Here is a 22,867-nt window from a genome sequence, read left to right on the forward strand (position 1 = left end):
TGTCAGCGGCGAAATCGCCGGCTGACCAGCTTGCTGAACTCGGCCGTCGAACGCCGCACTGATTCGAGTTCCAGGGACAACAGCAGCGTGTCGACCATCGCGAAGGGCAAAGTGGTCACCACGGCGCCGCGGCCGTATTCGAGGTGCCACGATCCGGGGTGGATGGTCAGGCCGCGGGCATGCCCGCGTTCCAGGCAGGTGCGGTCGCCGGGGCGCAGCGTCGGCAAAGGCACGGTGTCGTCGGATTCGAGGTCGTAGGAGTCGATCTGACCCGCGAGCAGGAATTTGTGGATGTCGACGTGCTTGTAACGACCTGAAAAGCCCTGTGTCCCGGTGGGAGACCCGAAAAGTACGACGTACTCACGGGGGCTGAAGTACAGGAACCTGACCTTGCCGAGGATTCCTCCGGCCTTGCTGCCCACCCACCGGCCCGGCCCGGTGTGGATCAGGTCGGGATACGCGTCGGCGAGTAGCTCGATTGTGTGTGAGAGGAGCTCGCCGGCTTCCAGTGGCAGGCCGACGACCTGCTTGGCCACGGTGTGCAGCACGTCCGGGTCGATCTTGTACGTCATCGGTCGAACTCCAATGGCAGGCTGGTCGGGCCGCTCAGGCCGAGCAGCGGTTTCCAGGGCACCGGTCCGGCCACCCGCGGGTTCGGAAGCCGTCGAGACAGGATCGTGAGTGCCTCGGCGAGCTCGAGTCGCGCCAGGTTGGCGCCCAGGCAGTAGTGCACGCCGCCACCGAAGGTCAGGATCGGCGGCGGGTCGTCGCGGGTGACGTCGAAGCGGGTCGGGTCGTCGTAGACGGTCTGATCCCGGTTGGCCGCGTAGGTGTTGACGATGATGAATGTCCCTGCGGGAAAACTGTACTCGCCGATCTCGGCGTCCTCGGCGACGCTGCGCACGGTGCTGCACATCGACGGCGAATGCCGCATGGTTTCCTCTACGGTGCGCATGGCCAGCTCGGGCTGCTCCCGCAACAGAGCCCACTGGTCGGGGTGGTCGCAGAGCACCTGCATCGAGGCTGCCAGTTGGCTACGGGTGGTGTCGGTTCCGGCGATCAGGATGGAGAACGCCAGCATTCGCAGTTCGGCGGCGTCCAGCCGGTCGCCGCCGTCTTCGATGCGGATCAGGTCGGACAGCAGATCGTCGGTCAGGTGCCGGCGCCGGGCGGCGATCATGGCGTCGATGTAATCGTCGAACTCGTCCCACGCCTTCAGTACGACCGGCTCCTCCTGCGCGAGGTCGCAATCGAAGCTGACGATTTTAAAGATGTCCTCGGCCCAGCGGGAGAACTGCTGCCAGTCCTCGCGCGGTGCGCCGAAAAGGGCGCAGATGATCGGAATCGGATACGGCCGCGCGACGTCCGCCACGAACTCGCACCGGCCGGCGTCTTGAATATCGTCGAGCAGTTCGTTGACGACGCTGTGGATCGCATCGTGCATGCGTGCGGTGGCACGAGGCGTGAACGCCCGGGCGACCAGGCTGCGCAACCGGCGGTGTTCCTCCCCTTCCATGTTCAGGATGCTGCGGGTCACCCTGTCCCACAACGGTCCTGAGGTGATGCCGTGGGCGGACAGGTGAATGCCCTGGGGGATCCCGAAGCGGGAATCGCGCAGTACGGCGCGGGCCATATCGTAGGACAGTACTTCGGGCCCGATCGGGCCGAGCGCGATCGGCGCGATCTCCTGGGCCGCCCGGAACTGCGGGTAGATGTGCTGCGGGGTGTCGGTGACGGAGTAGTCCAGGGCCGGCAGACCCGCGTCGAAAACACTGGGCTTACACATTGGTGGACAGGAATGTCAGGGGCAGTCCCAGCGCGGACAAGTCGATCTCGTCGAGGTAGGAGCCTTCACCGGAGAATCCCTGACGGAAGCGGGTCACCGACCCGTACCGCTGTGTCACGGCTTCGGCCGCCGCGGCGTCCGGCACGCGGACAACCACTGTGTAGACGCCATCGCCGTGGCGGTCGAGGAAGTCGTCGACAGAGGCCGCAACCGACGCCGTCGAACCGGGCAGTGGGCTGATCAGCTCGACGCCGCGGTCCCAGTCCAGGTGCACATGGACGCCGAGGTCGGTGAGTTCGGCTGCGTTGAAAGTGAACCCGAGATCGGTGAACATCTGCACCATGTCGGCTGTCCGCTCCGCGGCAACCGCGAACACGACATGGTGCAGTGCGGGCCGGGAGGTCATCGACGGACGAGTCCGCGAGGCCGGACGAGCCCGAGGTCGAGGTGGTTGTGCCAGCCGGGCGGCGCATCGCAGATATCGGGGATCGCGTTGATCGCTCCCATGGCCGTCCAGTCGTAGCCGGGATGGGCCATGGAGCCGTCGGGCTGCCGGACACCTTTGAGGATCAGCTCGGTGGGCGGGTCGCCCTCGATCACGATCTCGTACCGGGTCTCGCCCCAATCCCATGCCGGTTCGAGTTTGTCGGGGCCGGCCGTCACATAGATCGCGTGGAAGACGATCAGCGGCTGCCCGCCGACCCACGCGGTCCATTCGTGGCGCTGCGCGGCGACGGTGCCCTTCGGGATAGCGCCCTCGTCGTGGGGGATGTCCTCGGCAGCAGTCGCTACTTCGACTTCGGCGGCGGTCACCTCGTCGATGGTCACGCCGAGGCCGTCGGCGATCATGTGCATCGATTGGGCGAAGAACGGCAGGCCGAGACCCAGAATTGTTGGCTCGGTGAGGAATTTGTCCTTGTCCTTGCCGAACCCCATCCAGTCGATGTGGTCCATCGGGGCGTCTTTCAGGACGTCGACGACCTCGTACACATGGATGGTGTCGATCCGGCTCATCACCCGGGCCAGGGTGAGCGGCAGGATGTCCCCGGCGTAACCGGGATGGATACCACCGCCGTGGAACGAGGTCCCGCCGTCGGCGCAGGCGGCTCGGATCTGCTCGGCGGGCTCGCGGAAATCCGGTGCGGGATGGAAGAACCCGCTCGTGGTCACCACGTTCTTGCCGGACCGTAGCAGCCGGCACACGGTGTCTACGTCCATGATGATCGGCGTGTAGAACACGCAGTCGGCATCGAGCGCGACGATGGCGTCGACGTCGTCGGTGGCGGTCACACCGATCGGTGCGATACCCGCGATCACACCGGCGTCCTTGCCCACCTTGTCCTCGCTGTGCACCAGGACACCGACGAGGTCGAACACCGGGCTCGCGGCGAAGTGCCGCACGCCGGCCCGGCCGACGTCGCCGGTCATCCACTGGATGATCCGGTAGGTCTTGTCAGACATTGAGCACACCTCGGGGCAGTAGTAGGGGCAGGTCGTTGTAGGTGGCGATGCCCGGGGGCGCGACCACCACCGCGGGGATCGCGGTGATTGCGGGCATGGCGGTGATCGTCAGCCCGAGCATGATGAAGTCCTCGATGGTTTCGGCTACGAAGTCCGGGGGAGGTTCAAAGCTCAAGGTGCTCTTGATGGTCGGCCGGCCCTCCACGGTGACGGTGTAACCGAACGCGGTCGACCAGGCCGGATCCAGCGACTGGCCCTTCGTCCAGACGCCACGGATCTCGATCACGTCGCGCTCACCGGCCGTGCCCACCCACCGGACGTCGATACCGGCGACGCAGCCGGCGGAGATGGTCCAGTCGCCCGGCAGATCCAGGTCTTCGGTGGTCTGGGCGTAGTTGGCATCGCACCGGATGTCGTCCAGCTCGACGCCGAGCGCGCCCGCGACGAGCTGGACCGCTTCGCGGAAGATGCCTGATCCCTTCTCGGTGACTGCCTGCAGGTCGGGGTGGTCGATGGGATAGCCGAAGCCCATCGGGATCTCGGTGGCCGGCGAGTTGTAGATCGTGGTGTCGAACGACTCCAGGATGGAGATCCGGTCGACGCGATCGGAGATGCCCGCGGTGACGACGGCGAACAACTGGATGAAGCCCGGGTTGATGCCGCTGCCGAATATGGTTGAGCCGCCTCGGTTACAGGCGTCGATGACACGATCGCGGGCGTCGCCCAGATTGTGGCCGTTGATGAGCTCGGAGGTGGTGACGACGTTGATGCCGGCACCGAGGATGCGGACCAGTTCATCGACGTCGGCGAACATCGGGTTGTAGACGACGCAGTCCGGCTGCAGGGCCAGGAGCGCGTCGACGTCGTCGGTGGCTGCCACACCCAGCGGTTCAATGCCGCAGAGTTCTCCGACGTCCTTGCCCACCTTGTCGGATGCCCAGGCGTAGCACCCGACGAGCTCGAGATCGGTGTTCGCGACGATGGCGTGGACTGACTTGCGACCCACGTTGCCCGTCGTCCACTGCACGACCCGGTAGGTCATGTGACAGTCCGGGTGCCGGGCGTGAAAGTGACTGGTACCGAGCGGAATCCGCGGGTGACGGAGTTGCCATGAAATCGTGCGACTTCATCTCCTGCGAGGGTGAAATCGGGCATCCGGGACAGCACCCGCTCCAGGCCCACCTGGAATTCCAGACGAGCCAGATTGGAGCCGAGACAGCGGTGCACGCCGGCGCCGAAACCGAGGTGCCGGTTCTCCCGGCGGTCGAGGATGCACCGGTCCGCGTCGGGAAACTCCTGCTCGTCGCGATTGGCGGCGGCATAGTTGACGATGACCGACTCGCCCGGCGAGAAGGTGCATCCGTTCAGTTCCACCTCTTTGGCCACGGTGCGGGGGATGCCGTGGATCGACCCGGCGAACCGGATGAACTCCTCGACCGCACGGGTGAGGAGTTCTGGATCGCCGATCAGGCGATCGCGCTCGGCCGGGTTGGTGGCAAGGTAGTGATAGGCGAAAGACATTGCGCTGGCTGTGGTCTCGAGACCGGCCTGGACCAGGAGCATGGCGTTGGACACAACGTCGCCGAAAGACAGCTTCTCTCCGTCGATCTCCGCGGACAGCAGGACGTCGATCATGTCGTCACGAGGTGGCTGGTCCATACGTGCGGTCACGGCGTCGTGCAGGTGCTGATACAGCCCGCCCCAGGCGCCCATCCGGTCCTGCTCGGTGGTGCCGTTGAGCGCCGTGTCGGTCAGTTCGACGCACAGCGGCACGTCTTCGATCGGCATGCCGAGCAGATACTTGAAGAACACGATTCCGGGCTGGCGCCAGGCGATCTGGGCCAGGTCACCGGAGCCATTCTCGATGAGTTCGTCGATGAGCCGGTCGGTCTCGGCGCCGATCTCGGGTCGCAGCGCCTTCATCCGCGCTGGGGAGAAGTACGGGTTCAGGACCTTGCGGAACTTCTGCTGCCGCGGCGGGTCTAGGGTGATCACCAGGTCTCCGGCGAGCTGCTCGGCGCCCTCGGGCGTCGGGTTGCTGGAGAAGTGCTCCCAGTCCTGCAGGATCTTGACGCACTCCGCGTAGCGCACCGCCACCCACGCGCCCGCCGGCGTCGCGCTGAGAAATGGCTTGTCGGTGCGCGCGAACGGCGATTGCCGTCGCATCACCTCGTAGACGTCGTACAGGAAGTCGTTGTCGTTGAAATCCTGGTGGCGTAGATCCCAGTTCTCGGCATGGCGTTCGAGTGACTCCGGCACGGGGGCTCCTACGGGCTCGGCTGCTGTTCGGCGGCTTGGCGCGCCTCGCGCTCGTCATGGATCCGGACCAGTTCGCGGAAACCGATCCGGTGGTACTTGGGTACCGGCTGGATGCCCCACTCGTCTTGCGCGGTGTCCTTGCCCTCGGCTCCCTCAGGCGGCCCGAATGCCGGGTAGGGGACCTTGCATTCGAGGGTGTCGTCGGAATAGCGGACCTTGAGCAGTTCACTGCAGATCTGGGTCAGGCTCAAGGTGGGGTAGCCGTAGTAGACCGCCATGAACGGCAGGGTGAAGGCGCCCTCGACGACAAGGGCGACCAGGCACACCAGGACCGCGCGCTTGATCCACTTGTGCATGCGCGCGTAGTAGGGCGTGGTGCCGGGAGGGAGGTCTTCCGATTGCTGGTCTTCGGTGGTTTCAGGTGTGGTCGTCACAGTGTCTCTCCTAAGTGCTGCATGAATTACGTTCAGTCGGAGAAGATTTCGCGGTTCACCGTGTGCAGGTACGGGATGGCGAGGAAGGGGGTGATGTAGAAGATGTCGTAGAGCCACCACCCGATGACCGGGAACACGACGCCTGCGTAACGAACATCGGCGAACATCGTCATGTTGAACACGTACAGACACCAGATGAGCACGCCCATCCAGCAGGTGATGATCATCCATTGGTGGCCCCAGCGCTTCATCTGCAGGAAGCCGATGGCCGCGGCGCACCGCATCGCGAAGACGGTGAGGATCATGCCGAACACCATGGACTTCTCGCCCGGTCCGGCGGCGCCCCCGATCCACAGCTCGTTGTAGTGCCAGAAGTATCCGGCGTCGAACATCGCGCCCCAGCCCACCATCAACACGCGGTTGATCAGCGTGTGGTTGGCGACCAGGTCGAGGGCCCAGCCGAGGCTGTTGAGCATGCCGTCGATCAGCACGAGATACCCGATGAGCGTGACGATCATCGGCCGGACCGAATATCCCGCGCGCAGGGCCTGGCGCTGTAGCCAGACACCGCGCATGAAGATGGGAAAGCCGATGAGCCCGGGTGCCCACATACCCATCAGTGCCGCACCGACGATCATCCATTTGTCGGCCCGCCGTTGTGCCAGCCGGGACTGTTCGTGATGTTCCTCGAGATTGAGCGAACCCTCCGCCGGGACGGATGCGGTGACGGTGGCGCCCGGCTTCCGGTTCAACAGGGGGATGTTCACAGGTCCCACCAGCCTCGGGTGAACGACATGTACAGCTGGATGAGAAACATCGCCAGCAGGTATCCGTAGATGACGACCTGCAGGACGATGAGGGCTTTCTTGCGGTTGCGTTCCTTCTGATCCACCATGGCGGCGATTCCTTCCTAGACGCTTGAGCTGCCGGCATCGGCTGCGGAGAGGCACGCGGACGCGACCTCCCGCAGCCCTTCGGTGATGGCGCCGTCGCTGGAGAGCGGGGCGAGAACACAGGCCTCTGCGGATTCGAGTTCCGTTGCACCGGCGGCGATCAGGTGTGCCGCCGTGACGAGTACCCGAGTCGAGGGCGGTTCGAAGTGGAACGCTTCGTCCGCGGTACGGATCGCGGTGGCGCACCGGACCAGTCGCTGTGCGGTGGGCAGTCCGACGCCGGCCTCGGCAACGATCACCTCTGCCTCGCGTTCGGCCGGCAGGTACCGCATCGGCAGCGTGACGAAACGCTGTCGGAACGATGGTTTGAGTTCCTTGAGTGAGCTGCGGTAGGCGGGGTTGTAGGAGCAGACCAGCATGAAAGTGTCTGGCGCATGGACTACTTCACCCGCACGGTCCAGGTAGAGCGTGCGCCTGTGGTCGGTGAGCGAGTGCAGAACGGCCAACGAATCGTGACGCGCTTCGACGACCTCGTCGAGGTAGCAGATCGCCCCGGTCTTGACGGCCCGCGTAAGGGGCCCGTCGGTCCAGACCACGTCACCGCCGGTGACCATGAACCGGCCGACGAGGTCCGAGCTGGTCAGGTCGTCGTGGCAGCTGATGGTGACGACCGGACGGCTGAGCAGCAGTCCCATGTGCTCGACGAGGCGGGTCTTGCCGCATCCTGTCGGGCCGGTGAGCATGACCGGCAGGCGCTGGCGGCAGGCCTGCTCGAACAGCTGAACCTCGTTGGCGTTGGCGTAATACGTGTCGGTCATGCGGATACCAGCTCCCGGTGGACATGGGCGAGGACGCGGGGTAGTTCTTCGATTCGGCGGATGCGTTGGGACCGTTTGGGGCCGAACACTTCCGGAAGGGGATCGACGCGGACGGGTCCGACACCGACGTAGTACATCGAGACGCCGGCGTCGTTGGCTTCCTCCACGGCGTGTGCGGCATCAGCCCACGCGTAGCGGCCCTCGTAGCCCTCGTCCGAGATCAGGCCGTCACCGATGACGATGACCAACCTCCGCTCCGAAGGCTGTGCGAGCAGTCGGCTGGTCATATGTCGCAGCGGCGCACCGAGTCTGGTGTAGCCGCCGGTGGACAGGCCCAGGCTGCCGGGCGGGACGAAACGGCGGTCCGCGAAGTCCTTGAGGCAGCTGACTTCCACGCGATGGCGGGTGTTGCCGGTGAACGTGAAGATGCCGTGGCGTTCCCGGGCCGACGTCATCGCGCGGGAGAGGGCGTCGGCGCAGGCGAGCTCGAGTTTGAAGATCTTGCCCCCGTGCACACCCAGCGAGGAGCTGCCGTCGAGGAGCAGCGCGGTTGTCACGTCGCGGCTGGCGGGCAACAGCTCACGGAAGAGGCGCGGTTCGACCGCCTCACCGGTCGTCAGGTCGATGAAATGGTTGACGTACTGGTCGACGTCGAGGTCGGAGCCGTCTTCGAGCCGGCTCTTCATCGCCCGATGGGTGTTTTCCTCGAACCACTTCCGGACATCCACGGCGACTGTGCCGGGCTGCCGGTCGCGGCCGGCGCGTGCCTGTTCGAGAACCGCGACGTGGTCCGGCATGAAGCTCTTCGTCCACGCGTTCCACTCCGGGTAGGGAATTCCCGGCCGGTGGTCGGGGGTGATGTCGAGGTCGTTGTCGTGAGGCCGGCTGGGTGGGGGAAGGTTCGAGTTGCGGACCCCTCCGTCCCCGCCGGCGGGGACGGAATGTGGTGCTGGCGAGCGCTTCTGGTTCGTAGTCCACGGCAGCCGCCCGAACGTGCGGCGCAGCTTGTCGGACAGACTCTGCGGCAGGGTGTATGCCCGGGGCAGGCTGCCGAGCAGTGGGTCGATGGAGAACTGCTGTGAGGTACGCGCAAGGGCGATGGCCCGGTTCAGCATCTCCTTGGCGTCCATGTCCGCGCTCACCGGCTCCAGGTGCGGCAGCGCTGCGCGCAGGTCGGCCAGCAATCCGGGCCAGTTCTCGGCGACCCAGCCCAGCGCGACACCGGCCTCGACGAGGGTGAGCGCGGCCAGTTCGCGGGAGGAGAGCTCGTTGACCCGGTAGTCGAGGATGCGCTCTTTGGACGGCGAACACTGCAGTGCCACACCGCATGTCAGCGTTCGCCGCGTCCAGTCACGATGCGGGGGATAGGGCACGTGCACGACGTCGAGCAGGGAACTCAGACCGAAGCCGCGGTGCTGCCCGCTGACCAGGCGGGCCCCGGTGCGGCGCTGGTCGCTCAGCGCCACGGCGGTGACGGCGCAACTGCGCTCGGTCGCCATGGCATGGGCTTCGTCGAGTTCGGGCATCTGCTGCGTCACGCCTTCAGAAGGTGCCGATGTTGGAGAACATCCAGTACCAGAACCAGATGATCAAGCCGGTACCGCCCCAGGCGGCCACGTAGCGGAGTATCTCCCAGATCCAGCCGGCCACGTCAGTTCTCCTCGCAGAAGGGGTGATTCATCGGATCTCCAGTCCTCGTCGTGCGGTGATGACCAAGTTGGCCAGCATCGCGTCACGGTGCTCGCTGTTGGCGGTGGTGGTCAGGACGCCGTAGATCCCCAGGAGGAAGAACGCGGCGCTGTAGAAGGCGTCGACCTCGGGATGCACTTCGCCGTCGCCGCGGGCACGCTCGATCTCACGGACGAGCAGAACGATCATCGGATGGTCGCTCCATTCGTCCTTGGTGGGACGCGTCGGCGAGAAGTGCAGCGCAAGAAGTTCTTTGAACAACAGCGGTCCGAATCGCTGTTCCAGGCTGCACACCAGGCGGACGAGCTCGGTCAGCGCCGTTGCGAGATCATGCGCGTTCTGCAGAAAGTTGGCGAATTCGGCTGCCATGCGTGTCTCTTCGCGACACTCCAGTTCCAGCAGGACGTGCTCCTTGCTGGGGAAGTGGAAGAAAAAGGTCCCGTGAGCGACGCCCGCGGCACTGACGATCGCGCCGACATCCGCGCCGGCCATGCCCGCCGCCTGGAACTCGGCGATGGCCGCGCCGAGTATCCGTTCCCGCGTCTGCAGTCGGCGCAACTCGCGCGCCGACTGCTTGATCTGTGGCGTCATGGTCCGCTCATTTCTAACTCAGTTACTGATTACAGTCAATGAGTGAAGTCATTGGACTAGTCGGAGAAGATCTCGCGGTTCACCGAATGCAGGTATGGGATCGCGAGGAACGGGGTGATGTAGAAGATGTCGTAGAGCCACCACCCGACGACCGGCAGCACGACGCCGGCGAAGCGGACATCGGCGAACATCGTCATGTTGAACACGTAGAGACACCAGATGACGATCCCCATCCAGCAGGTGATGATCATCCACTGGTGGCCCCACCGCTTCATCTGCAGGAAGCCGATACCCGCGGCGATCCGCATGGTGAAGACGGTGAGGATCATGCCGACTTCCATCGCCTTTTCGCCGGGTCCGGCGGCGCCCCCGATCCACAGCTCGTTGTAGTGCCAGAAGTAGCCGGCGTCGAACATTGCACCCCAGCCGTTCAACAGGATTCGGGCGAGGATCGTGTGGTTGGCGGCGACATCGAGTGCCCAGCCGACGGTGTTGATCGCGGCGTCGATGATGACCAGATAGCCGATCAGCGTGACCAGCATCGGCCGGACGGACAACCCGTCGCGCTGAGCCTTGCGAAGCAGCCAGACACCCCGGAGGAAGAGTGGCAGGCCGAAGATGCCGAGGGCCGCGGTGCCGATGAGCAGGCTGCCGGAGATGAGCCACTTGTCGGCCTGGCGCTGTGCACGCAGCGAGGCTTCGAGGTGTTCGTCGAGTCCGCCGGTGGAGGGGCGCGCCACCTCGTCCCTACTGCCTCCACGCCTCAGATTGAACGTTGGCAAGGTCATGTCGACTGACTATAGTCAACCAACTGAGGTAGTCAATCGGCTGCCGGAGGGGGAATCGCATGGCAATGGAGCAGTTCGGCCTGGAAGGTCAGGTCGCGATCGTCACCGGCGCCGGAAAGGGCGTCGGGCAAGGCATCGCGCGAGTGCTGGCGGAGGCCGGTGCCACCGTAGTCGGCACGGCGAGAACGGAATCCGACATCGTCGGGACCATCGAAGGCATCGAGGCCGCAGGCGGCAAGGGTGTGGCGGTGGTCGCCGACGCGATGAGCCGACCCGACGGTGAACGGGTGGTGGGCACCGCCATGGAGAGGTTCGGCCGCGTCGACATCCTGATCAACAACGTCGGCGGATCCACGTATGCGCGATTCCTCGACATCACCGACGAGGACTTCAGGCACACCTTCGATTGGTGTGTCACGTCGGCCTTCATCATGAGTCAACTCGTCGCACCGCACATGATCGCGGCCGGACACGGCTCGATCGTCAACATTTCTTCGGGGTCTGCCCGGTTCGGCATCCGAGCGTTGACCGCCTACTGCACGGCCAAGGGTGGCCTTGAGGCGCTCACCCGCGCGATGGCGCAGGAGTTGGCGCCCAAGATCCGGGTGAACGCCATCGCGCTGGGGTCGTTCGCGACCGATGGTTTACAAGGAAGCCTTGACTTGTTACCCGGGTCGATGGAGAAGATGAAGGAGGCGACGCCGTTGCATCGCCTCGGCGATGTGGAGGACCTCGGAAGGTTGTGCGTGTATCTGTCCACGCGCGACTGCTACGCAACGAACGCCATCTTCCACGTCGACGGCGGTATCGACTCGAACAACTCGCCGTTGCCGATCCCCGACTACTGAGCAGGAACAGGTTTGACGATGCGCAGAGTGGTCCAATTCTCCACCGGCAATGTCGGTAGGCATTCGCTGGCGGCGATCATCGGGAGACCGGACCTGAAGCTGGTCGGTGTCCACGCCTCCGGCCCGGACAAGATCGGACGCGACGCCGCCGAGTTGTGTGGCCACGGCGAGCCGACGGGTGTCGTCGCGACCGACGACATCGACGCGCTCATCGCCCTCGGGCCCGATTGCGTGGTCTACACGGCCTTGGGTGAGACGCGGCCGATGGAGGCAATCGAGCAGATGTCGCGGTTCCTGGCGGCCGGGATCAACGTCGTCGGAACCTCCATGGTGTGGCTGGTGACACCGCGCCAGGCCGACGACTGGTTGCGGGTGCCGCTTGAGGAGGCATGTTCGGCGGGGAACTCGTCGCTGTATGTCAACGGCATCGACCCCGGATATTCGGGGGACACCGCGGTGTACGCCGCGCTGAGCCTGGTCACGCGCGCCGAGTCGGTGACCGTCAAGGAGATCTTCGACTACGGCAACTACGACGACTACGAATACACCGGCACCGCCATGGGTTTCGGCACCATCCCGGACGACGAGCTGCCGATGGCATTCCAACCGGGAGTGATCACGTCGATGTTCGGCGGCCTGGTACGGAATCTCGCCGACCGTCTCGGGGTGGAACTCGATGACGTCGTCCAGCGGTTCGAGCCGTGGTACGCAACAGAGCGCATCGAGTGCACCATGATGACCGTCGAGCCCGGGCAGCTGGCCGGCACGCGATTTGCCGCCGAAGGCATACGCGGCGGCGTTCCGGTCATCACCGTCGAGCACACCACCCGGCTCACCCCGGCGGCGGCGCCGGATTGGGAGTATCCGCCCGACGGTCAGTCCGGCGTGCACAAGGTGATCGTGGAGGGCGAGCCCCGCATCGAGATGAGCACTGAGCTGTCCCATCCGACGCTCGACGTGACCGACGCCGGATGTGTGTCCACGGCGGCTCGCGTGGTGAACGCGATCGATTGGGTGTGCGACGCTCCGGCGGGATTGATTGCCGCCGAGGATATCCCGCCGACCGCGCTGATCCGTGGGTTGATGTGGTGATTGCTCGCGATGACGGGTTAGGACACTTTTCGTACAGCTGACGTGAAGGACACCAACGCGAGCGCCGCCAGAGCCCATGCGGCGAACTTCAGCAGCAGGAACACCAAGAACCACGGCCATTGCTGCAGCGTGTCCAAGATGACAACCCAGGATTCTTTCACCCCCAGCGAGGCGAAGGGCAGAAAGTTGTCGATGGTGATCGCGAAACTGTCATGCCAGTTGGGTCTGGTTTGCGACAGTGTTCCGCCCGCATTCCTGGGCCGGTAATAGACGAATTGCCTACCGCTATGGATTACGACGCTGGCCAGGGCAACTGTCATCAAGAGCCATGGAATCGCTTTGGATGCCAGGTAACCGTAACCGATGAGGCCGTCGTGCAGCGACCTCATCAGCCTGGTAGGCGACCACCGCGGAAGGTTCTGGGTGATCTTCCTTTCGAGGGAGAGCAACACCTTTCGCTGGCACGACAGATCGCCAACGTTTCGGCAATGTTCGGCGAGCTGTGTGTAGGCATTGCGTTGGACCGTCTTGTGGCTGTTCAGCCACTGAAGAAGTTGTGCGCCTTCGATTCCGCGAAGCCGAGAGTATCGGAAGCCATCGATGTGGAAGGCGCACGCCGTGAGTAACTCGGCATCGAGAAATACCTGGTTGCAGTTGGTTGCGCTGAGACTGATGGCGTCGTTGGCGATCAACTGGTTGCGAGTGGACGCGGTTGACAGATAGATAGAACCTTTAACCTCGCTTCCGGCGAGTGTGACAGCACCTTTGAACTCAGCGCCGTTGTGTGGCCAGCCCATCTCAGTTCTGGAGGTCAACCTACTGGCTTGAAGTCGGATGTTTCGCTCGACTGTGATCCCGGCGGCGTAGATACCGCCTTCGAACGTCGCGTGATGAAGGAAGACGTCGCCGAATCTGCCCCGGAAGATCTCAACTGCCATCCGAGTCGCTGGTTCTCGCGGAGCCACAATCCTCGCGTGGCGCATACTGATTGAATTCTTGACGGTGAGGCCGATAGCGTAAATGCCTTCGTCGGCGTGAAATCCATCTCGCAAGAAGAAGTTTCCGTCGATCGTTGCCGACCGCGCGCTCACCCGGCGAACCATACTGCCGTCCAGCCGGATCTCCCCGACCGGCCTCGCATAGTCAAGGATCACGCTGCCGTTGATATAGCAGTTCACGAGTGACAACTGTCCTTGCCAGCTCAAGAACGACAGATCGACGTCGCCATCGATGTAGAAGCCGGCCAGTTGCAGTCCGCGCCTGTGCAGACTCTTCTTTTCTCCGGTAACTGCGTCATGAACGACGGATGCGGCAATGGTGTTGCCGCTATGAGCGTATGTCGGCCGATGGTCCGTCAGCGTCAGCGGGACACCATGGTTGGCAGCTTCAATGACGCGGTCGGCAAGTGTGGCAGCCTTCTTACGCAAGAGCATTACGCGGTCCTCGCTTACCGAGCAGTGTGGTTGAGGCGCAGTACGTCGGGGACGAAGCGCTGCTGGCAAGAATTTAGCGTTGCGGACACCTATCGGCAGCCAGTTGTGCTAACCGACGACGCGTTTGTCTTTCGGGTGCACCAAAAGCACTAGGCCGAGCTAGGCCAGCCGCTCCCGCAGTTCGCGTTTGAGCACCTTGCCGTAGCTGTTCTTCGGCAGGGCATCGATGAACTCGTAGCGCTTGGGCCGTTTGAACCGGGCGATGCGTTCCAGCAGGTGGGCATCCAGGGTGGCGGCGTCGACTTTGCCTGTTCCGGAGCCCACCACAAAGGCGACCACCACCTCGCCCCAATCCGCATCGGGGGCGCCGACCACGCCGGCCTCCACCACATCGGGGTGTTCCAGCAGCGCTTCCTCCACCTCGCGGGGATAGATGTTGCTGCCCCCGCTGATCACCACGTCCTTGGAGCGGTCGCGCAGGGTGAGGTAGCCGCGCGCATCGAAGGAACCCATGTCCCCGGTGTGCAGCCAGCCGTCCTTGAGCGTGGCGGCGGTGGCGGTCGGGTTGTTCCAGTAGCCCGACATGACGACGTCGCCGCGGCAGACGATCTCGCCGATCTCGTCGACGGCGGCGTGCGTTCCGTCGTCGTTCAGCACGGCCACCTCGACGCCCGAACGCGGATATCCGACCGAGCCCAGCGTCGCGTCGTCCGCTCCGACGTGGTCCACGCGACGCAACCCGGTGATCGTCATCGGCGCTTCGCCCTGTCCGTAGAGCTGCACGAAGATCGCACCGTAGGCGGCCAGAGCCTTCTTGAGGCTGTCGACGTACATCGGTCCGCCGCCGTAGACCACGGTCTTCAGGTTCTCGGGGCGGGGCCTGCCCGTCTGGATCAGGCGTTGCACCATGGTCGGAGCCAGAAACGCGCTGCTGCCGGGGTGGTGGCCGCACAGGTCCAGGAATTCGTCGGGTTCGAACGCGGCGGATTGGGGCACCACCTGACGGGCGCCGCGCAGCACGTAGGGCGGGATGTACAGACCTGAGCCGTGTGACATCGGGGCGCCGTGGATCAGGCTGCAGTTCTGGTCCGGGTCGTCGAAATCGGCAAGATGCGCCACCGTCATCGCCATCAGGTTGCGGTGGGACAGCATGGCGCCCTTGGATTTTCCGGTGGTGCCGCTGGTGTAGAACAGCCAGGCCAACGAGCCGGGATCGGTGCTCGGTGGGGCAGCGGGCTCGGCGTCGAACCGGCCCGCGTAGTCCTGACTGCCGATGGTCTCGACGGGCACGTCGGTGGCCGTGGCCAGGCCGTCGGCGATCTTGGCCGACGCGAACACCTGGGCCGCACCGGAATCGGTCAGGATGTCGGCCATCTCGCGGGGATGCAGCTTGTAGTTGACCGGCACGAACACGCACTCGGCCGCCCAGATGGCGAACATCAGCTCGACGATCTCGGGTCGGTTCTCGCTAGCGACGGCGACGCGGGTGCCGCGATCGCCGAGTGCCTTCAGTGAGGTGGCGAGCCGCAGCACCCGGTCGCGTAACTCCGTCCAGGTGAGCAGTTGACGTTCACCCAGGAAGACCGCGCCCCGGTCGCCGAACCGGGCTGCGGCTTGATCGAGCACCGCGAAAACGTTCATCGAGCAATCCATTCCGACTGAAGTCCGAACTCCGACAGGTACTTCGTCGAGCTCCAGCCACCGTCGACCACGATGGTCTGCCCGTTGATGAAGCTGCCACCGTCGGAGCACAGGAAGGCCACGGTGGCGGCGATGTCCTCGATCCGGCCCAGTCGGGTGTGCGGGGTCATCTCGGTCTGCATCTTGCGGAAGCCCGGATCGTTGAGACGTTGCTCGACCATGGGGGTGACGGTGACGCCGGGGGCGACCGCGTTGCACCGGATGCCCTGCGCGCCGTACTGGCAGGCGATGTGGGTGGTCAGCGCGGTCAGCCCGCCCTTGGCCGCCGAGTAGGCGCCGCCACGCAGTCCGCCGACCACGGCGAATGTCGAGGTGACATTGATGATGGCCGAGCCAGGCTCCATGTGCGGCAGTACATCTCGCGCCAGCCGGAACGGTGCCCGCAGCATGATCCCCAGGAAGCGGTCCAGGGTTTCGTCGTCGGTCTCGTGCAGGGGCTTGGGGCTGCCGATGCCGGCGTTGTTGATCAGGAAGTCGATCCGGCCCCAGCGGGACAGTGCCGCCTCGACGATGCGCTGTGGTGCGTCATCGGCGGTCAGGTCGACAGCCAGGGTCGCGATCCGGTCCGGGTCGCCCACTGCCCGTTCGAGCTCGGCGAGCCGGTCCTCGTCGCGCCCGGTTCCGAGCACCGCCATGCCCGCCTCGGCAAGCGTGGTGGCACAGCCGAATCCGATGCCGCTGCTGGCTCCGGTGACGATCGCGACCTGCATTCTATTCGCCCTTCAACCGTGCTCGGATGTGATGTTTCAACACTTTGCCCGCATCGTTCTTCGGCAGGGCATCCCAGATCTCGACCCGTTCAGGCGTCTTGAATCGAGCCAGCCCATGGTCGGCAAGGACCCGGCCCAGGTCGGCCACGCCGGGGCGCCGGCCGTCGGCGGTCACCAGTACCGCGCAGGCACGTTCCCCGGTGCGGTCGTCGGGCAGGCCGACCACGGCCGCCTCGATGATGCCGAGTTGACCGACCAGGAGGTCCTCGACTTCCTTGGGGGAGATGTTCTCGCCGTTGCGGATGATGAGGTCCTTGGCCCGCCCGGTCACCTGCAGGTAGTCCCCGTCCACCCATCGGCCCAGGTCGCCGGTGCGGAAAAAGCCGTCCTCGTCAAAGGATTCGATCTCGTCCTCGGAGTGCAGATAGCCGAGCAGCATCTGGGGACCCCGGGCCCGGATCTCCCCGGAGACCAGCCGGATCTCGGCGATCCCGGGACGACCGTCGGTCTCGGCGGCGTGCTCGACGCTACCGGGGGTCAGTGAGCCGACGGTGGTCACCGGCAGCTCGGTGGAGCCGTAGACCCGGCTGACCACGGCCCGGTCGAAGTAGTCCGACGCCCGGCGGATGAGCGACGGTGGCACCGATGCTCCACCGCAGATGAACACCTTGAGATCGGGTAGCCCGGTACCGGATCGTTCGGCGGCACCCAGCAGCTGCTCTAGAAACGGTGTGGCCCCGGCCATGTGGGTGCACTTGCGGTCGGTCATCAGAGCCACGCCGTCCTCGGCGTTCCAGCGCTCCATCAACACCGCGGTGCTGCCCACCAGCAAGGGGCATTCGAAGGCGTAGATGGAGCCGCCGATATGGGCGATGGGGGAGGGCACCAGGAAGGTGTCGCCGGGATCGATCATCCAATGCTCGCGCAACTGCAGGATCAGCGCGTTGATCGAGTTGTGGCTGTGCAGCACTCCTTTGGGGCGCCCGGTGGTGCCGGAGGTGTACATGATCATGCGGACGTCGTCCGGATCGAGGGTGGGCAGGTCTCGGTCGGGCGCGGGCGGCACCGCGTCGAATGCGCGGTGCGGGCCCGGATCGCCGCGCAGCACCACCACTTCCGGTGGCGTGACCATCTGACTGCACACCCGGGTGAGCATCGCGGCATAGTCGTGGTTGCCGAACCGGGAGGGGATGAAGATCGCGCGGCTGTGCGCGTCGTCGAGGATGAAGCACAGCTCCCGGTCGCGCAGCGAGGGCAGGATCGGGTTGACCACCATCCCTGCCAGCGTGGCGCCGAGGTAGATGATCGCGGCCTCGTGCCAGTTGGGCAGCATGAAGGACACCACGCTGCCCACCGGCATCCAGTCGGTGAGCTGCAACGCCAGTGCCCGGGCCCGATCGTGCAATTCGCGGGCTGTCAGGGTGATCTCACCGTCGACCACCAATGCCCGGTCAGGGGTGTCACGCGCCGCGTCGGTCAGGGCGTCGGCCAGGGTGGTGGACACCCACAGGCCTCGGGCGTAGGCGTCGGCCGCACGCGCCTGGTCCCGTCGCACCAGATTTCGCACCGCGCCTCAGCCCTTGACCCGGCGCATCGTCATGGAGTGGCGGAACCGGTCGGACGGGTGAGTGTTGACGGTGACCTGAGCGATCTCGCCGTCGGAGGTGGTGTAGGTCCGTTGCATCTGCAGCGCCGCGGTGCCTGCGGTGACCTTGAGCCCCGCGGCGAGCTCGGGCGATGTGACGATCGCTGAGATCTCCTGGTGCACTTCGACGATGCTGACTCCGAACAGATCCTCGATCAGTGGGAAGATCGGCCCGGAGTGCCGTTGCAGCAGCCGCCCCACCGCGGCGAAGCTGCGGTTGACGTAGTACTCGGTGCGGCACACCGGGGCCGGGTCGCCGTCGGCCTGCCGGTAGCCGCGGACCGCCAGCCATTGCTCACCGAGCGGGAGTCCGGTGCGTTCGGCCAACTCGCCGTCGATCGTGACCATGGCATTGGACTCGATCGTGAACTGGGCGCCGGTCGCGAAGGCCAGCAGGTCGTTGATCGAGACCACGTCCTGCGCATAGGTATTGGTCGCGGCTCGCTGGGCCACCGTGGTGCCGGCCCGCGGACGTGAGGTGACGAGGTTGTCGTCGCGCAGCCGCCGCAGCGCCTCCCGCACGGTGTAGCGGCTGACCTCGAAGCGCTCGCACAGTTCGTGTTCGGTGGGCAACTGGGAGCCCACCGGGTAAACCCCGTCGACGATCTCCTTGCGCAGGGTGCGTGCGACCTGCAGGTAACGGTGGTCGGCCGGCGTAACAGTCATCGGTGTCAGCCTCTGCGCAGCGCCAGGACGCTGCCGTCGCCATCGCCCGAGATGTAGAGCGTCCCATCGGTTCCCGCGGTGATCCCGGCGAACGGGCCCTGCGGGCCGGAGAACGGCGGCATGCCCTTGAGCGGTTTGGGGGTCACACCGGGCGGCGGGCCGACGGGCAGCCCGGTGGCGATCGTGGTGCGGCCCGCATCGCTCAGGTCGTGGCCGATGAGCTCCTTGCTGCCCGAGTCGACGATGTAGAGAACGCCGTCGCGCACGAGAATGCCGTGCGGCGTGTGCAATCCGTCGACCACTCGCTCGGCGCTCCCGTCGCTCACCCGGAGAACGGCACCGGCCACCGACACCAGCGGTGCGCCGTCGGGTCCGATCACCACCCCGACCGGGGTGTCGAGGCCGGAGGCCAGGACACTGACCGATCCGTCGCGCACCGAAAGTAGCCGCCCCGCACCCTGTTCGACGACCACCACCGAACCGTCGGGGGCCTGCGCCACGCCGTAGGGCTGGTCGATGCCACTGGCAAGAACCTGGCTCACCTCCTCGTCGGCTGCCCCGGGGCGGAAGCGTGCGACCGTGTCGGCGGCAGTGGTGACGATGAATTCTCCCGGGCCCGAGGCGGTCAGCCCACGCAGGAAGCCGGGATAGCCGGGGGAGAACAGCATCGCGACGGTCTGCAGGTCACCGCCGGGGCCGACCCGGTAGAAGTAGGTGCCGTCGGCGACGTAAAGGTCGCCGTCGACGCCGACGGTCAGATCCAGCGGCCAATTGAGCCCACCCGTCAGCAGCGCCCGGGTGCCGCCCGACGAGATCTCGGTGATCTCACCGGTGAAATTCGAGACGAACAGGCGGCCGTCGACGAAGGTGCAGTTGTCCAAGCCGGGGTTGAGCTGGGCCAGCAGCGTCTGCTCGCCGTTGCGCGGGTCGATGCGCAGTACCTGGCCGCTGGCCACCTGCGTGGAGACGATATAGCCGTCGGCGTCGAACTTGACCGAGTCCGGTACCCCGAGCCCGCCGGCCACCACCTGGGGCTCACCGCCGTTGGGGTCGATGCGCCAGATCTCGTTCGCGCCCATCACCGGGAAATACAGCATCCCGTCGGGGCCCACCTCCATGGCGTTGGGCGAGGGCACGTTCTCCAGCAGGATGCGCGGAGCGCCGCCGGCCAGGTCGAACTCCATGAGCCGGCCACCCTCGCGGCATTCTCCGACGAACAGCCGTCCCTGATGGAAGGTGATGCCGTTCGCGGAGGGGATGTCATCGCGCAGGACGCGGGTGGTGCCGTCCGCGGCGCGCACGCTGACCCGGCCGTCCATCACCTCGGTGGCATACAGGTTGCCGCTCGGGTCGAACGCGACGTCGTCGGGGGCGATGATGTCGCCGCCCTTGGCGCTGATGGTTTCGAGCTGTCCGGTTTCCACGTCGAGTGCGCTGATCTGGCTGCCGGTGACCTGGGCGACGTAGATCCGGCCATCGGGTCCGGTGCGCAGGCCGTTCGCGCCGAACAGCCTGCTGGGGCCCGTGACCTGCTGAAGCGTCCAGTTCTCGGCGACGGACGGGTTTGCGGTGTACCTCGCGTTGGCGATGCCGGGATTTGCCGATAGGGCGCTCATGACCTCGGACGTTAGCAACTCGCCGTAGTCCAGACAATAGCCGCCGAAAACCTCGGATCGACCCTTGACGGTTGAATAAGTGCTGGGGAATAGTGTTCTCCAATATGAAGATCGTCATTTGTTGTCCGGACAATTAAGCCGATTGGGGTGCGGATGGACAGTTCCCTGAGCTTGGACGGCCGGGTTGTGGTGGTGTCGGGCGCCGGTGGCGGCGGCATCGGCACCACCGTCACGCGGATGGCAGCCGAGGCCGGCGCCACGGTGGTGGCGGTGAGCCGGTCGCAGGACAACCTCGACACCCACGTCGCACCGTTGGCGGACAAGGGACTGAACGTGGTGACGGTCGCCGCCGACGCCTCCACCGATGAGGGCATCGCGACGGTGCTCGACGCGGCCCGGGCCGCCGAAGGGACGCTGTACGGGCTGGTGAATGTCGCCGGTGGTGCGGCGCCGTCCACCTGGATGCCGGCCACCCGGGTCTCGCGGGCCGACTGGCGCGAGCTGTTCGCCGCGAACCTGGAGACCATGTTCTTCATGAGCCAGGCTGTGGCAGCTGAGATCCGCAGCCAGGGGACCCGGGGCTCGATCGTGTCGGTGTCCTCGATCAGCGGGATGAACACCGCGCCATATCACGTCGCCTACGGCACCGCGAAGGCCGCGATCGTGGCGGCCACCCGGACCATGGCCGCAGAGCTGGCCGCCGAAGGCATCCGGGTCAATGCTGTCGCCCCGGGTGTGACCGAAACCGCCGCCTCGGCAACCTATGTCGATGCCGACCCCGAGCGGGACCAGCGGGCGATCGCGATGGGCCGCCGCGGTACTCCCGAAGAGCAGGCCGGGGCCATCCTGTTCCTGCTCTCGGATCTGTCGAGCTATATCACCGGCCAGACCATCCTGGTTGACGGCGGGCTCAACCTGCGCTGGACCCATCTCGGTGCCGACAACACCTCGTTGTTCCTCAAGGACAACGACTTCCGCGAAGCGATCAGGAGGATCTGATGGCGCATACCGAATCCCATCTCGACGCCACGTTGGAGGTCGACGCCGAACCGGATGGCGCGAGCGGAGAGATCGCCGAGGACTTGTCGCAGCCGACCACCATCCCGGTCGAGGCCTACATCTCCGAGAGTTACGCTCGCGCCGAACGAGATCGACTGTGGCGCAAGGTCTGGCAGCAGGTCGGCCGGGTCGAGGAGATTCCCGAGATCGGAAGCTACCTGACCTACGACATCCTCGATGACTCCATCATCGTCGTGCGCACGGGCCCAAATGAGTTCACTGCCCACCACAACGTCTGCATGCACCGCGGACGCAAGCTCATCGACAACCCTGAGGGCGCCAAGAACGCGACCGGCCGGGCGCGGAAGTCCTTCGTCTGCGGATTCCACGGCTGGACCTACGGTCTCGACGGAACCTGCACGCACATCCGGGAACAGGACGACTGGCAGGGCAAACTCACCCCGCGCAATACCCATCTCGCTCCAGTGCAGGTGGACACCTGGGGCGGGTGGCTGTTCATCAACATGGATCCGGACTGCGAATCGCTGGCCGACTACCTGATGCCGGCGGCCAAGATCCTCGACCCGTTCGGTCTGGAGAACATGCGCTACAAGTGGCGCAAATGGTTGTACTTCGACTGCAACTGGAAGGTCGCGATGGAGGCCTTCAACGAGACCTACCACGTGTTCACCACGCACCCGGAGTTCAACAAGTTCGGCGAGTTCAAGGGCTGGGCCAAGGCGCAGGGCAAGCACAGCAACATCGGCTACGACGCGCCGAAGGGCCTGGACGAGACCAAGTCCAAGATCCGTCTGGGAATCGGTGATCCACGCATCTCCACTGCCGAGATGCAGGTCTACACCATGGAAGAGACCAACGCGACGACGACGAAGACCTTGGTGAACGCAGCCAAGCGGCTCGTAGACGAGCTGCCCGAGGGCACGCCCGCCGACGAGGTGCTGCAGCACTGGCTGGCCTCGGCGCGCCGCGATGACGAGGCGCGTGGCGTGACCTGGCCGACCATCCCGCCCGACATCCTCGGGCAGAGCGGCACGGCCTGGCAGATCTTCCCGAACTTCCAAGTGGGGCAGGGCCTGACCAGCGCGCTGTGCTATGCCGCACGGCCCGATCCGAGTTACAACCCGGACAAGTGCATCTTCGAGGTCGCTGTCTTCGAGCTGTACCCGAAAGGCGAAGAGCCGGAGACCGAATGGGCCTACACCCCGAAGGATTCACCGAACTGGTTGTCGGTGCTGCCGCAGGATTTCTCGAACATGGCGGCGGTGCAACAGGGGATGAAATCGGCAGGCTTCCCCGGAACTCTGCCGAATCCCTACCGCGAACGCAGCACGGTCAACCTGCATTACCAACTTTCCAAGTACATGGGCACCGGAGCGCCCACCGACATCCAGTGATTTGTGCACATCCACCGGCGCCC

General features: G+C 65.3%; 23 protein-coding genes. 4 read left to right on the plus strand and 19 right to left on the minus strand.

The features are described 5' to 3' along the window. Positions 1–2: 2 nt before the first annotated feature. The 13 genes from ACNQR1_RS07890 to ACNQR1_RS07950 all read right to left on the minus strand — a co-directional run bounded on the left by ACNQR1_RS07890 (position 3) and on the right by ACNQR1_RS07950 (position 10,719). Positions 3–572 carry an isomerase gene (locus ACNQR1_RS07890; protein WP_418045304.1) on the minus strand — a complete coding sequence of 190 codons (570 nt, stop codon included), beginning with the start codon at positions 570–572 and terminating at the stop codon, positions 3–5. Beyond that, entirely contained in the window at positions 569–1,786 is a 1,218-nt protein-coding gene (locus ACNQR1_RS07895) for a cytochrome P450 (protein ID WP_418045306.1), read from the minus strand. The genes ACNQR1_RS07890 and ACNQR1_RS07895 overlap by 4 nt, the downstream gene beginning before the upstream one ends. Then, on the minus strand, positions 1,779–2,192 hold the full coding sequence (locus ACNQR1_RS07900) for a hypothetical protein (protein WP_418045308.1): 414 nt from the start codon (positions 2,190–2,192) through the stop codon (positions 1,779–1,781). The genes ACNQR1_RS07895 and ACNQR1_RS07900 overlap by 8 nt, the downstream gene beginning before the upstream one ends. Further along, positions 2,189–3,247, minus strand: coding sequence for a dihydrodipicolinate reductase (locus ACNQR1_RS07905; protein ID WP_418045310.1), 1,059 nt, complete (start codon positions 3,245–3,247; stop codon positions 2,189–2,191). The genes ACNQR1_RS07900 and ACNQR1_RS07905 overlap by 4 nt, the downstream gene beginning before the upstream one ends. Then, positions 3,240–4,289 (minus strand): dihydrodipicolinate reductase, encoded by a 1,050-nt coding sequence (locus tag ACNQR1_RS07910; RefSeq protein WP_418045312.1) that lies wholly within the window; start codon positions 4,287–4,289, stop codon positions 3,240–3,242. Before ACNQR1_RS07910 ends, ACNQR1_RS07905 begins: the two co-directional genes overlap by 8 nt. After that, positions 4,286–5,506, minus strand: a complete 1,221-nt coding sequence (locus tag ACNQR1_RS07915) for a cytochrome P450 (protein ID WP_418045314.1) — start codon at positions 5,504–5,506, stop codon at positions 4,286–4,288. Before ACNQR1_RS07915 ends, ACNQR1_RS07910 begins: the two co-directional genes overlap by 4 nt. Before the next feature lie 8 nt (positions 5,507–5,514). Continuing rightward, positions 5,515–5,940 carry a hypothetical protein gene (locus ACNQR1_RS07920; RefSeq protein ID WP_418045316.1) on the minus strand — a complete coding sequence of 142 codons (426 nt, stop codon included), beginning with the start codon at positions 5,938–5,940 and terminating at the stop codon, positions 5,515–5,517. 32 nt (positions 5,941–5,972) lie between these two features. After that, positions 5,973–6,707 carry a hypothetical protein gene (locus tag ACNQR1_RS07925; RefSeq protein WP_418045318.1) on the minus strand — a complete coding sequence of 245 codons (735 nt, stop codon included), beginning with the start codon at positions 6,705–6,707 and terminating at the stop codon, positions 5,973–5,975. Next, a complete protein-coding gene (locus ACNQR1_RS07930; RefSeq protein WP_418045320.1) occupies positions 6,704–6,835 on the minus strand; it encodes a hypothetical protein in 132 nt (43 codons plus the stop codon). Before ACNQR1_RS07930 ends, ACNQR1_RS07925 begins: the two co-directional genes overlap by 4 nt. A gap of 15 nt (positions 6,836–6,850) precedes the next feature. Then, positions 6,851–7,651, minus strand: a complete 801-nt coding sequence (locus ACNQR1_RS07935; protein ID WP_418045321.1) for a CbbQ/NirQ/NorQ/GpvN family protein — start codon at positions 7,649–7,651, stop codon at positions 6,851–6,853. Further along, a complete protein-coding gene (locus ACNQR1_RS07940) occupies positions 7,648–9,177 on the minus strand; it encodes a nitric oxide reductase activation protein NorD (protein WP_418050314.1) in 1,530 nt (509 codons plus the stop codon). Before ACNQR1_RS07940 ends, ACNQR1_RS07935 begins: the two co-directional genes overlap by 4 nt. Before the next feature lie 151 nt (positions 9,178–9,328). Then, on the minus strand, positions 9,329–9,931 hold the full coding sequence (locus ACNQR1_RS07945; protein WP_418045323.1) for a TetR/AcrR family transcriptional regulator: 603 nt from the start codon (positions 9,929–9,931) through the stop codon (positions 9,329–9,331). A 56-nt stretch (positions 9,932–9,987) separates the two neighbouring features. After that, positions 9,988–10,719, minus strand: coding sequence for a hypothetical protein (locus ACNQR1_RS07950; protein WP_418045325.1), 732 nt, complete (start codon positions 10,717–10,719; stop codon positions 9,988–9,990). A 59-nt stretch (positions 10,720–10,778) separates the two neighbouring features. Here ACNQR1_RS07950 and ACNQR1_RS07955 point away from each other — a divergent pair, with 59 nt between their 5' ends. Together ACNQR1_RS07955 and ACNQR1_RS07960 are read left to right on the plus strand one after the other, a co-directional pair. Next, entirely contained in the window at positions 10,779–11,567 is a 789-nt protein-coding gene (locus tag ACNQR1_RS07955; RefSeq protein ID WP_418045327.1) for an SDR family NAD(P)-dependent oxidoreductase, read from the plus strand. Positions 11,568–11,585: 18 nt separating this feature from the next. Next, positions 11,586–12,659, plus strand: coding sequence for a dihydrodipicolinate reductase (locus ACNQR1_RS07960; RefSeq protein WP_418045329.1), 1,074 nt, complete (start codon positions 11,586–11,588; stop codon positions 12,657–12,659). Positions 12,660–12,676: 17 nt separating this feature from the next. Here the strand turns inward: ACNQR1_RS07960 and ACNQR1_RS07965 are convergent, their stop codons facing one another. The 6 genes from ACNQR1_RS07965 to ACNQR1_RS07990 form a co-directional block, all read right to left on the minus strand. Then, positions 12,677–14,092, minus strand: a complete 1,416-nt coding sequence (locus tag ACNQR1_RS07965; protein WP_418045331.1) for a hypothetical protein — start codon at positions 14,090–14,092, stop codon at positions 12,677–12,679. Between the two features lie 159 nt (positions 14,093–14,251). Continuing rightward, positions 14,252–15,733, minus strand: a complete 1,482-nt coding sequence (locus ACNQR1_RS07970; RefSeq protein ID WP_418045333.1) for an acyl-CoA synthetase — start codon at positions 15,731–15,733, stop codon at positions 14,252–14,254. Beyond that, positions 15,730–16,503 carry an SDR family NAD(P)-dependent oxidoreductase gene (locus ACNQR1_RS07975; RefSeq protein WP_418045335.1) on the minus strand — a complete coding sequence of 258 codons (774 nt, stop codon included), beginning with the start codon at positions 16,501–16,503 and terminating at the stop codon, positions 15,730–15,732. Before ACNQR1_RS07975 ends, ACNQR1_RS07970 begins: the two co-directional genes overlap by 4 nt. Before the next feature lies 1 nt (position 16,504). After that, positions 16,505–18,058 carry an AMP-binding protein gene (locus ACNQR1_RS07980; protein ID WP_418045338.1) on the minus strand — a complete coding sequence of 518 codons (1,554 nt, stop codon included), beginning with the start codon at positions 18,056–18,058 and terminating at the stop codon, positions 16,505–16,507. Between the two features lie 18 nt (positions 18,059–18,076). Next, entirely contained in the window at positions 18,077–18,814 is a 738-nt protein-coding gene (locus ACNQR1_RS07985) for a GntR family transcriptional regulator (RefSeq protein WP_418045340.1), read from the minus strand. A gap of 5 nt (positions 18,815–18,819) precedes the next feature. Then, positions 18,820–20,430: an SMP-30/gluconolactonase/LRE family protein gene (locus ACNQR1_RS07990; RefSeq protein WP_418045342.1), complete on the minus strand. Its 1,611-nt coding sequence runs from the start codon at positions 20,428–20,430 to the stop codon at positions 18,820–18,822. 153 nt (positions 20,431–20,583) lie between these two features. On the opposite strand from ACNQR1_RS07990, the gene ACNQR1_RS07995 reads away from it, so the two are divergent. Continuing rightward, complete coding sequence (locus tag ACNQR1_RS07995; RefSeq protein ID WP_418045344.1) at positions 20,584–21,429, plus strand: SDR family NAD(P)-dependent oxidoreductase; 846 nt, start codon at positions 20,584–20,586, stop codon at positions 21,427–21,429. Then, complete coding sequence (locus ACNQR1_RS08000; RefSeq protein ID WP_418045346.1) at positions 21,429–22,844, plus strand: aromatic ring-hydroxylating oxygenase subunit alpha; 1,416 nt, start codon at positions 21,429–21,431, stop codon at positions 22,842–22,844. The genes ACNQR1_RS07995 and ACNQR1_RS08000 overlap by 1 nt, the downstream gene beginning before the upstream one ends. The last annotated feature ends 23 nt before the right edge of the window (positions 22,845–22,867 follow it).

The organism is Mycobacterium sp. 48b, assembly GCF_048282725.1.
Lineage (GTDB): Bacteria > Actinomycetota > Actinomycetes > Mycobacteriales > Mycobacteriaceae > Mycobacterium.

Coding starts and splice junctions, on each gene's coding strand:
- ACNQR1_RS07935 (WP_418045321.1), bottom strand. CDS start 7,651: ATGACCGACACGTATTACGCCAACGCCAACGAGGTTCAGCTGTTCGAG.
- ACNQR1_RS07890 (WP_418045304.1), bottom strand. CDS start 572: ATGACGTACAAGATCGACCCGGACGTGCTGCACACCGTGGCCAAGCAG.
- ACNQR1_RS07940 (WP_418050314.1), bottom strand. CDS start 9,177: ATGCCCGAACTCGACGAAGCCCATGCCATGGCGACCGAGCGCAGTTGC.
- ACNQR1_RS07965 (WP_418045331.1), bottom strand. CDS start 14,092: ATGCTCTTGCGTAAGAAGGCTGCCACACTTGCCGACCGCGTCATTGAA.
- ACNQR1_RS07990 (WP_418045342.1), bottom strand. CDS start 20,430: ATGAGCGCCCTATCGGCAAATCCCGGCATCGCCAACGCGAGGTACACC.
- ACNQR1_RS07995 (WP_418045344.1), top strand. CDS start 20,584: ATGGACAGTTCCCTGAGCTTGGACGGCCGGGTTGTGGTGGTGTCGGGC.
- ACNQR1_RS07960 (WP_418045329.1), top strand. CDS start 11,586: ATGCGCAGAGTGGTCCAATTCTCCACCGGCAATGTCGGTAGGCATTCG.
- ACNQR1_RS07985 (WP_418045340.1), bottom strand. CDS start 18,814: ATGACTGTTACGCCGGCCGACCACCGTTACCTGCAGGTCGCACGCACC.
- ACNQR1_RS07975 (WP_418045335.1), bottom strand. CDS start 16,503: ATGCAGGTCGCGATCGTCACCGGAGCCAGCAGCGGCATCGGATTCGGC.
- ACNQR1_RS07900 (WP_418045308.1), bottom strand. CDS start 2,192: ATGACCTCCCGGCCCGCACTGCACCATGTCGTGTTCGCGGTTGCCGCG.
- ACNQR1_RS07930 (WP_418045320.1), bottom strand. CDS start 6,835: ATGGTGGATCAGAAGGAACGCAACCGCAAGAAAGCCCTCATCGTCCTG.
- ACNQR1_RS07910 (WP_418045312.1), bottom strand. CDS start 4,289: ATGACCTACCGGGTCGTGCAGTGGACGACGGGCAACGTGGGTCGCAAG.
- ACNQR1_RS07955 (WP_418045327.1), top strand. CDS start 10,779: ATGGCAATGGAGCAGTTCGGCCTGGAAGGTCAGGTCGCGATCGTCACC.
- ACNQR1_RS07970 (WP_418045333.1), bottom strand. CDS start 15,733: ATGAACGTTTTCGCGGTGCTCGATCAAGCCGCAGCCCGGTTCGGCGAC.
- ACNQR1_RS07945 (WP_418045323.1), bottom strand. CDS start 9,931: ATGACGCCACAGATCAAGCAGTCGGCGCGCGAGTTGCGCCGACTGCAG.
- ACNQR1_RS07950 (WP_418045325.1), bottom strand. CDS start 10,719: ATGACCTTGCCAACGTTCAATCTGAGGCGTGGAGGCAGTAGGGACGAG.
- ACNQR1_RS08000 (WP_418045346.1), top strand. CDS start 21,429: ATGGCGCATACCGAATCCCATCTCGACGCCACGTTGGAGGTCGACGCC.
- ACNQR1_RS07905 (WP_418045310.1), bottom strand. CDS start 3,247: ATGTCTGACAAGACCTACCGGATCATCCAGTGGATGACCGGCGACGTC.
- ACNQR1_RS07895 (WP_418045306.1), bottom strand. CDS start 1,786: ATGTGTAAGCCCAGTGTTTTCGACGCGGGTCTGCCGGCCCTGGACTAC.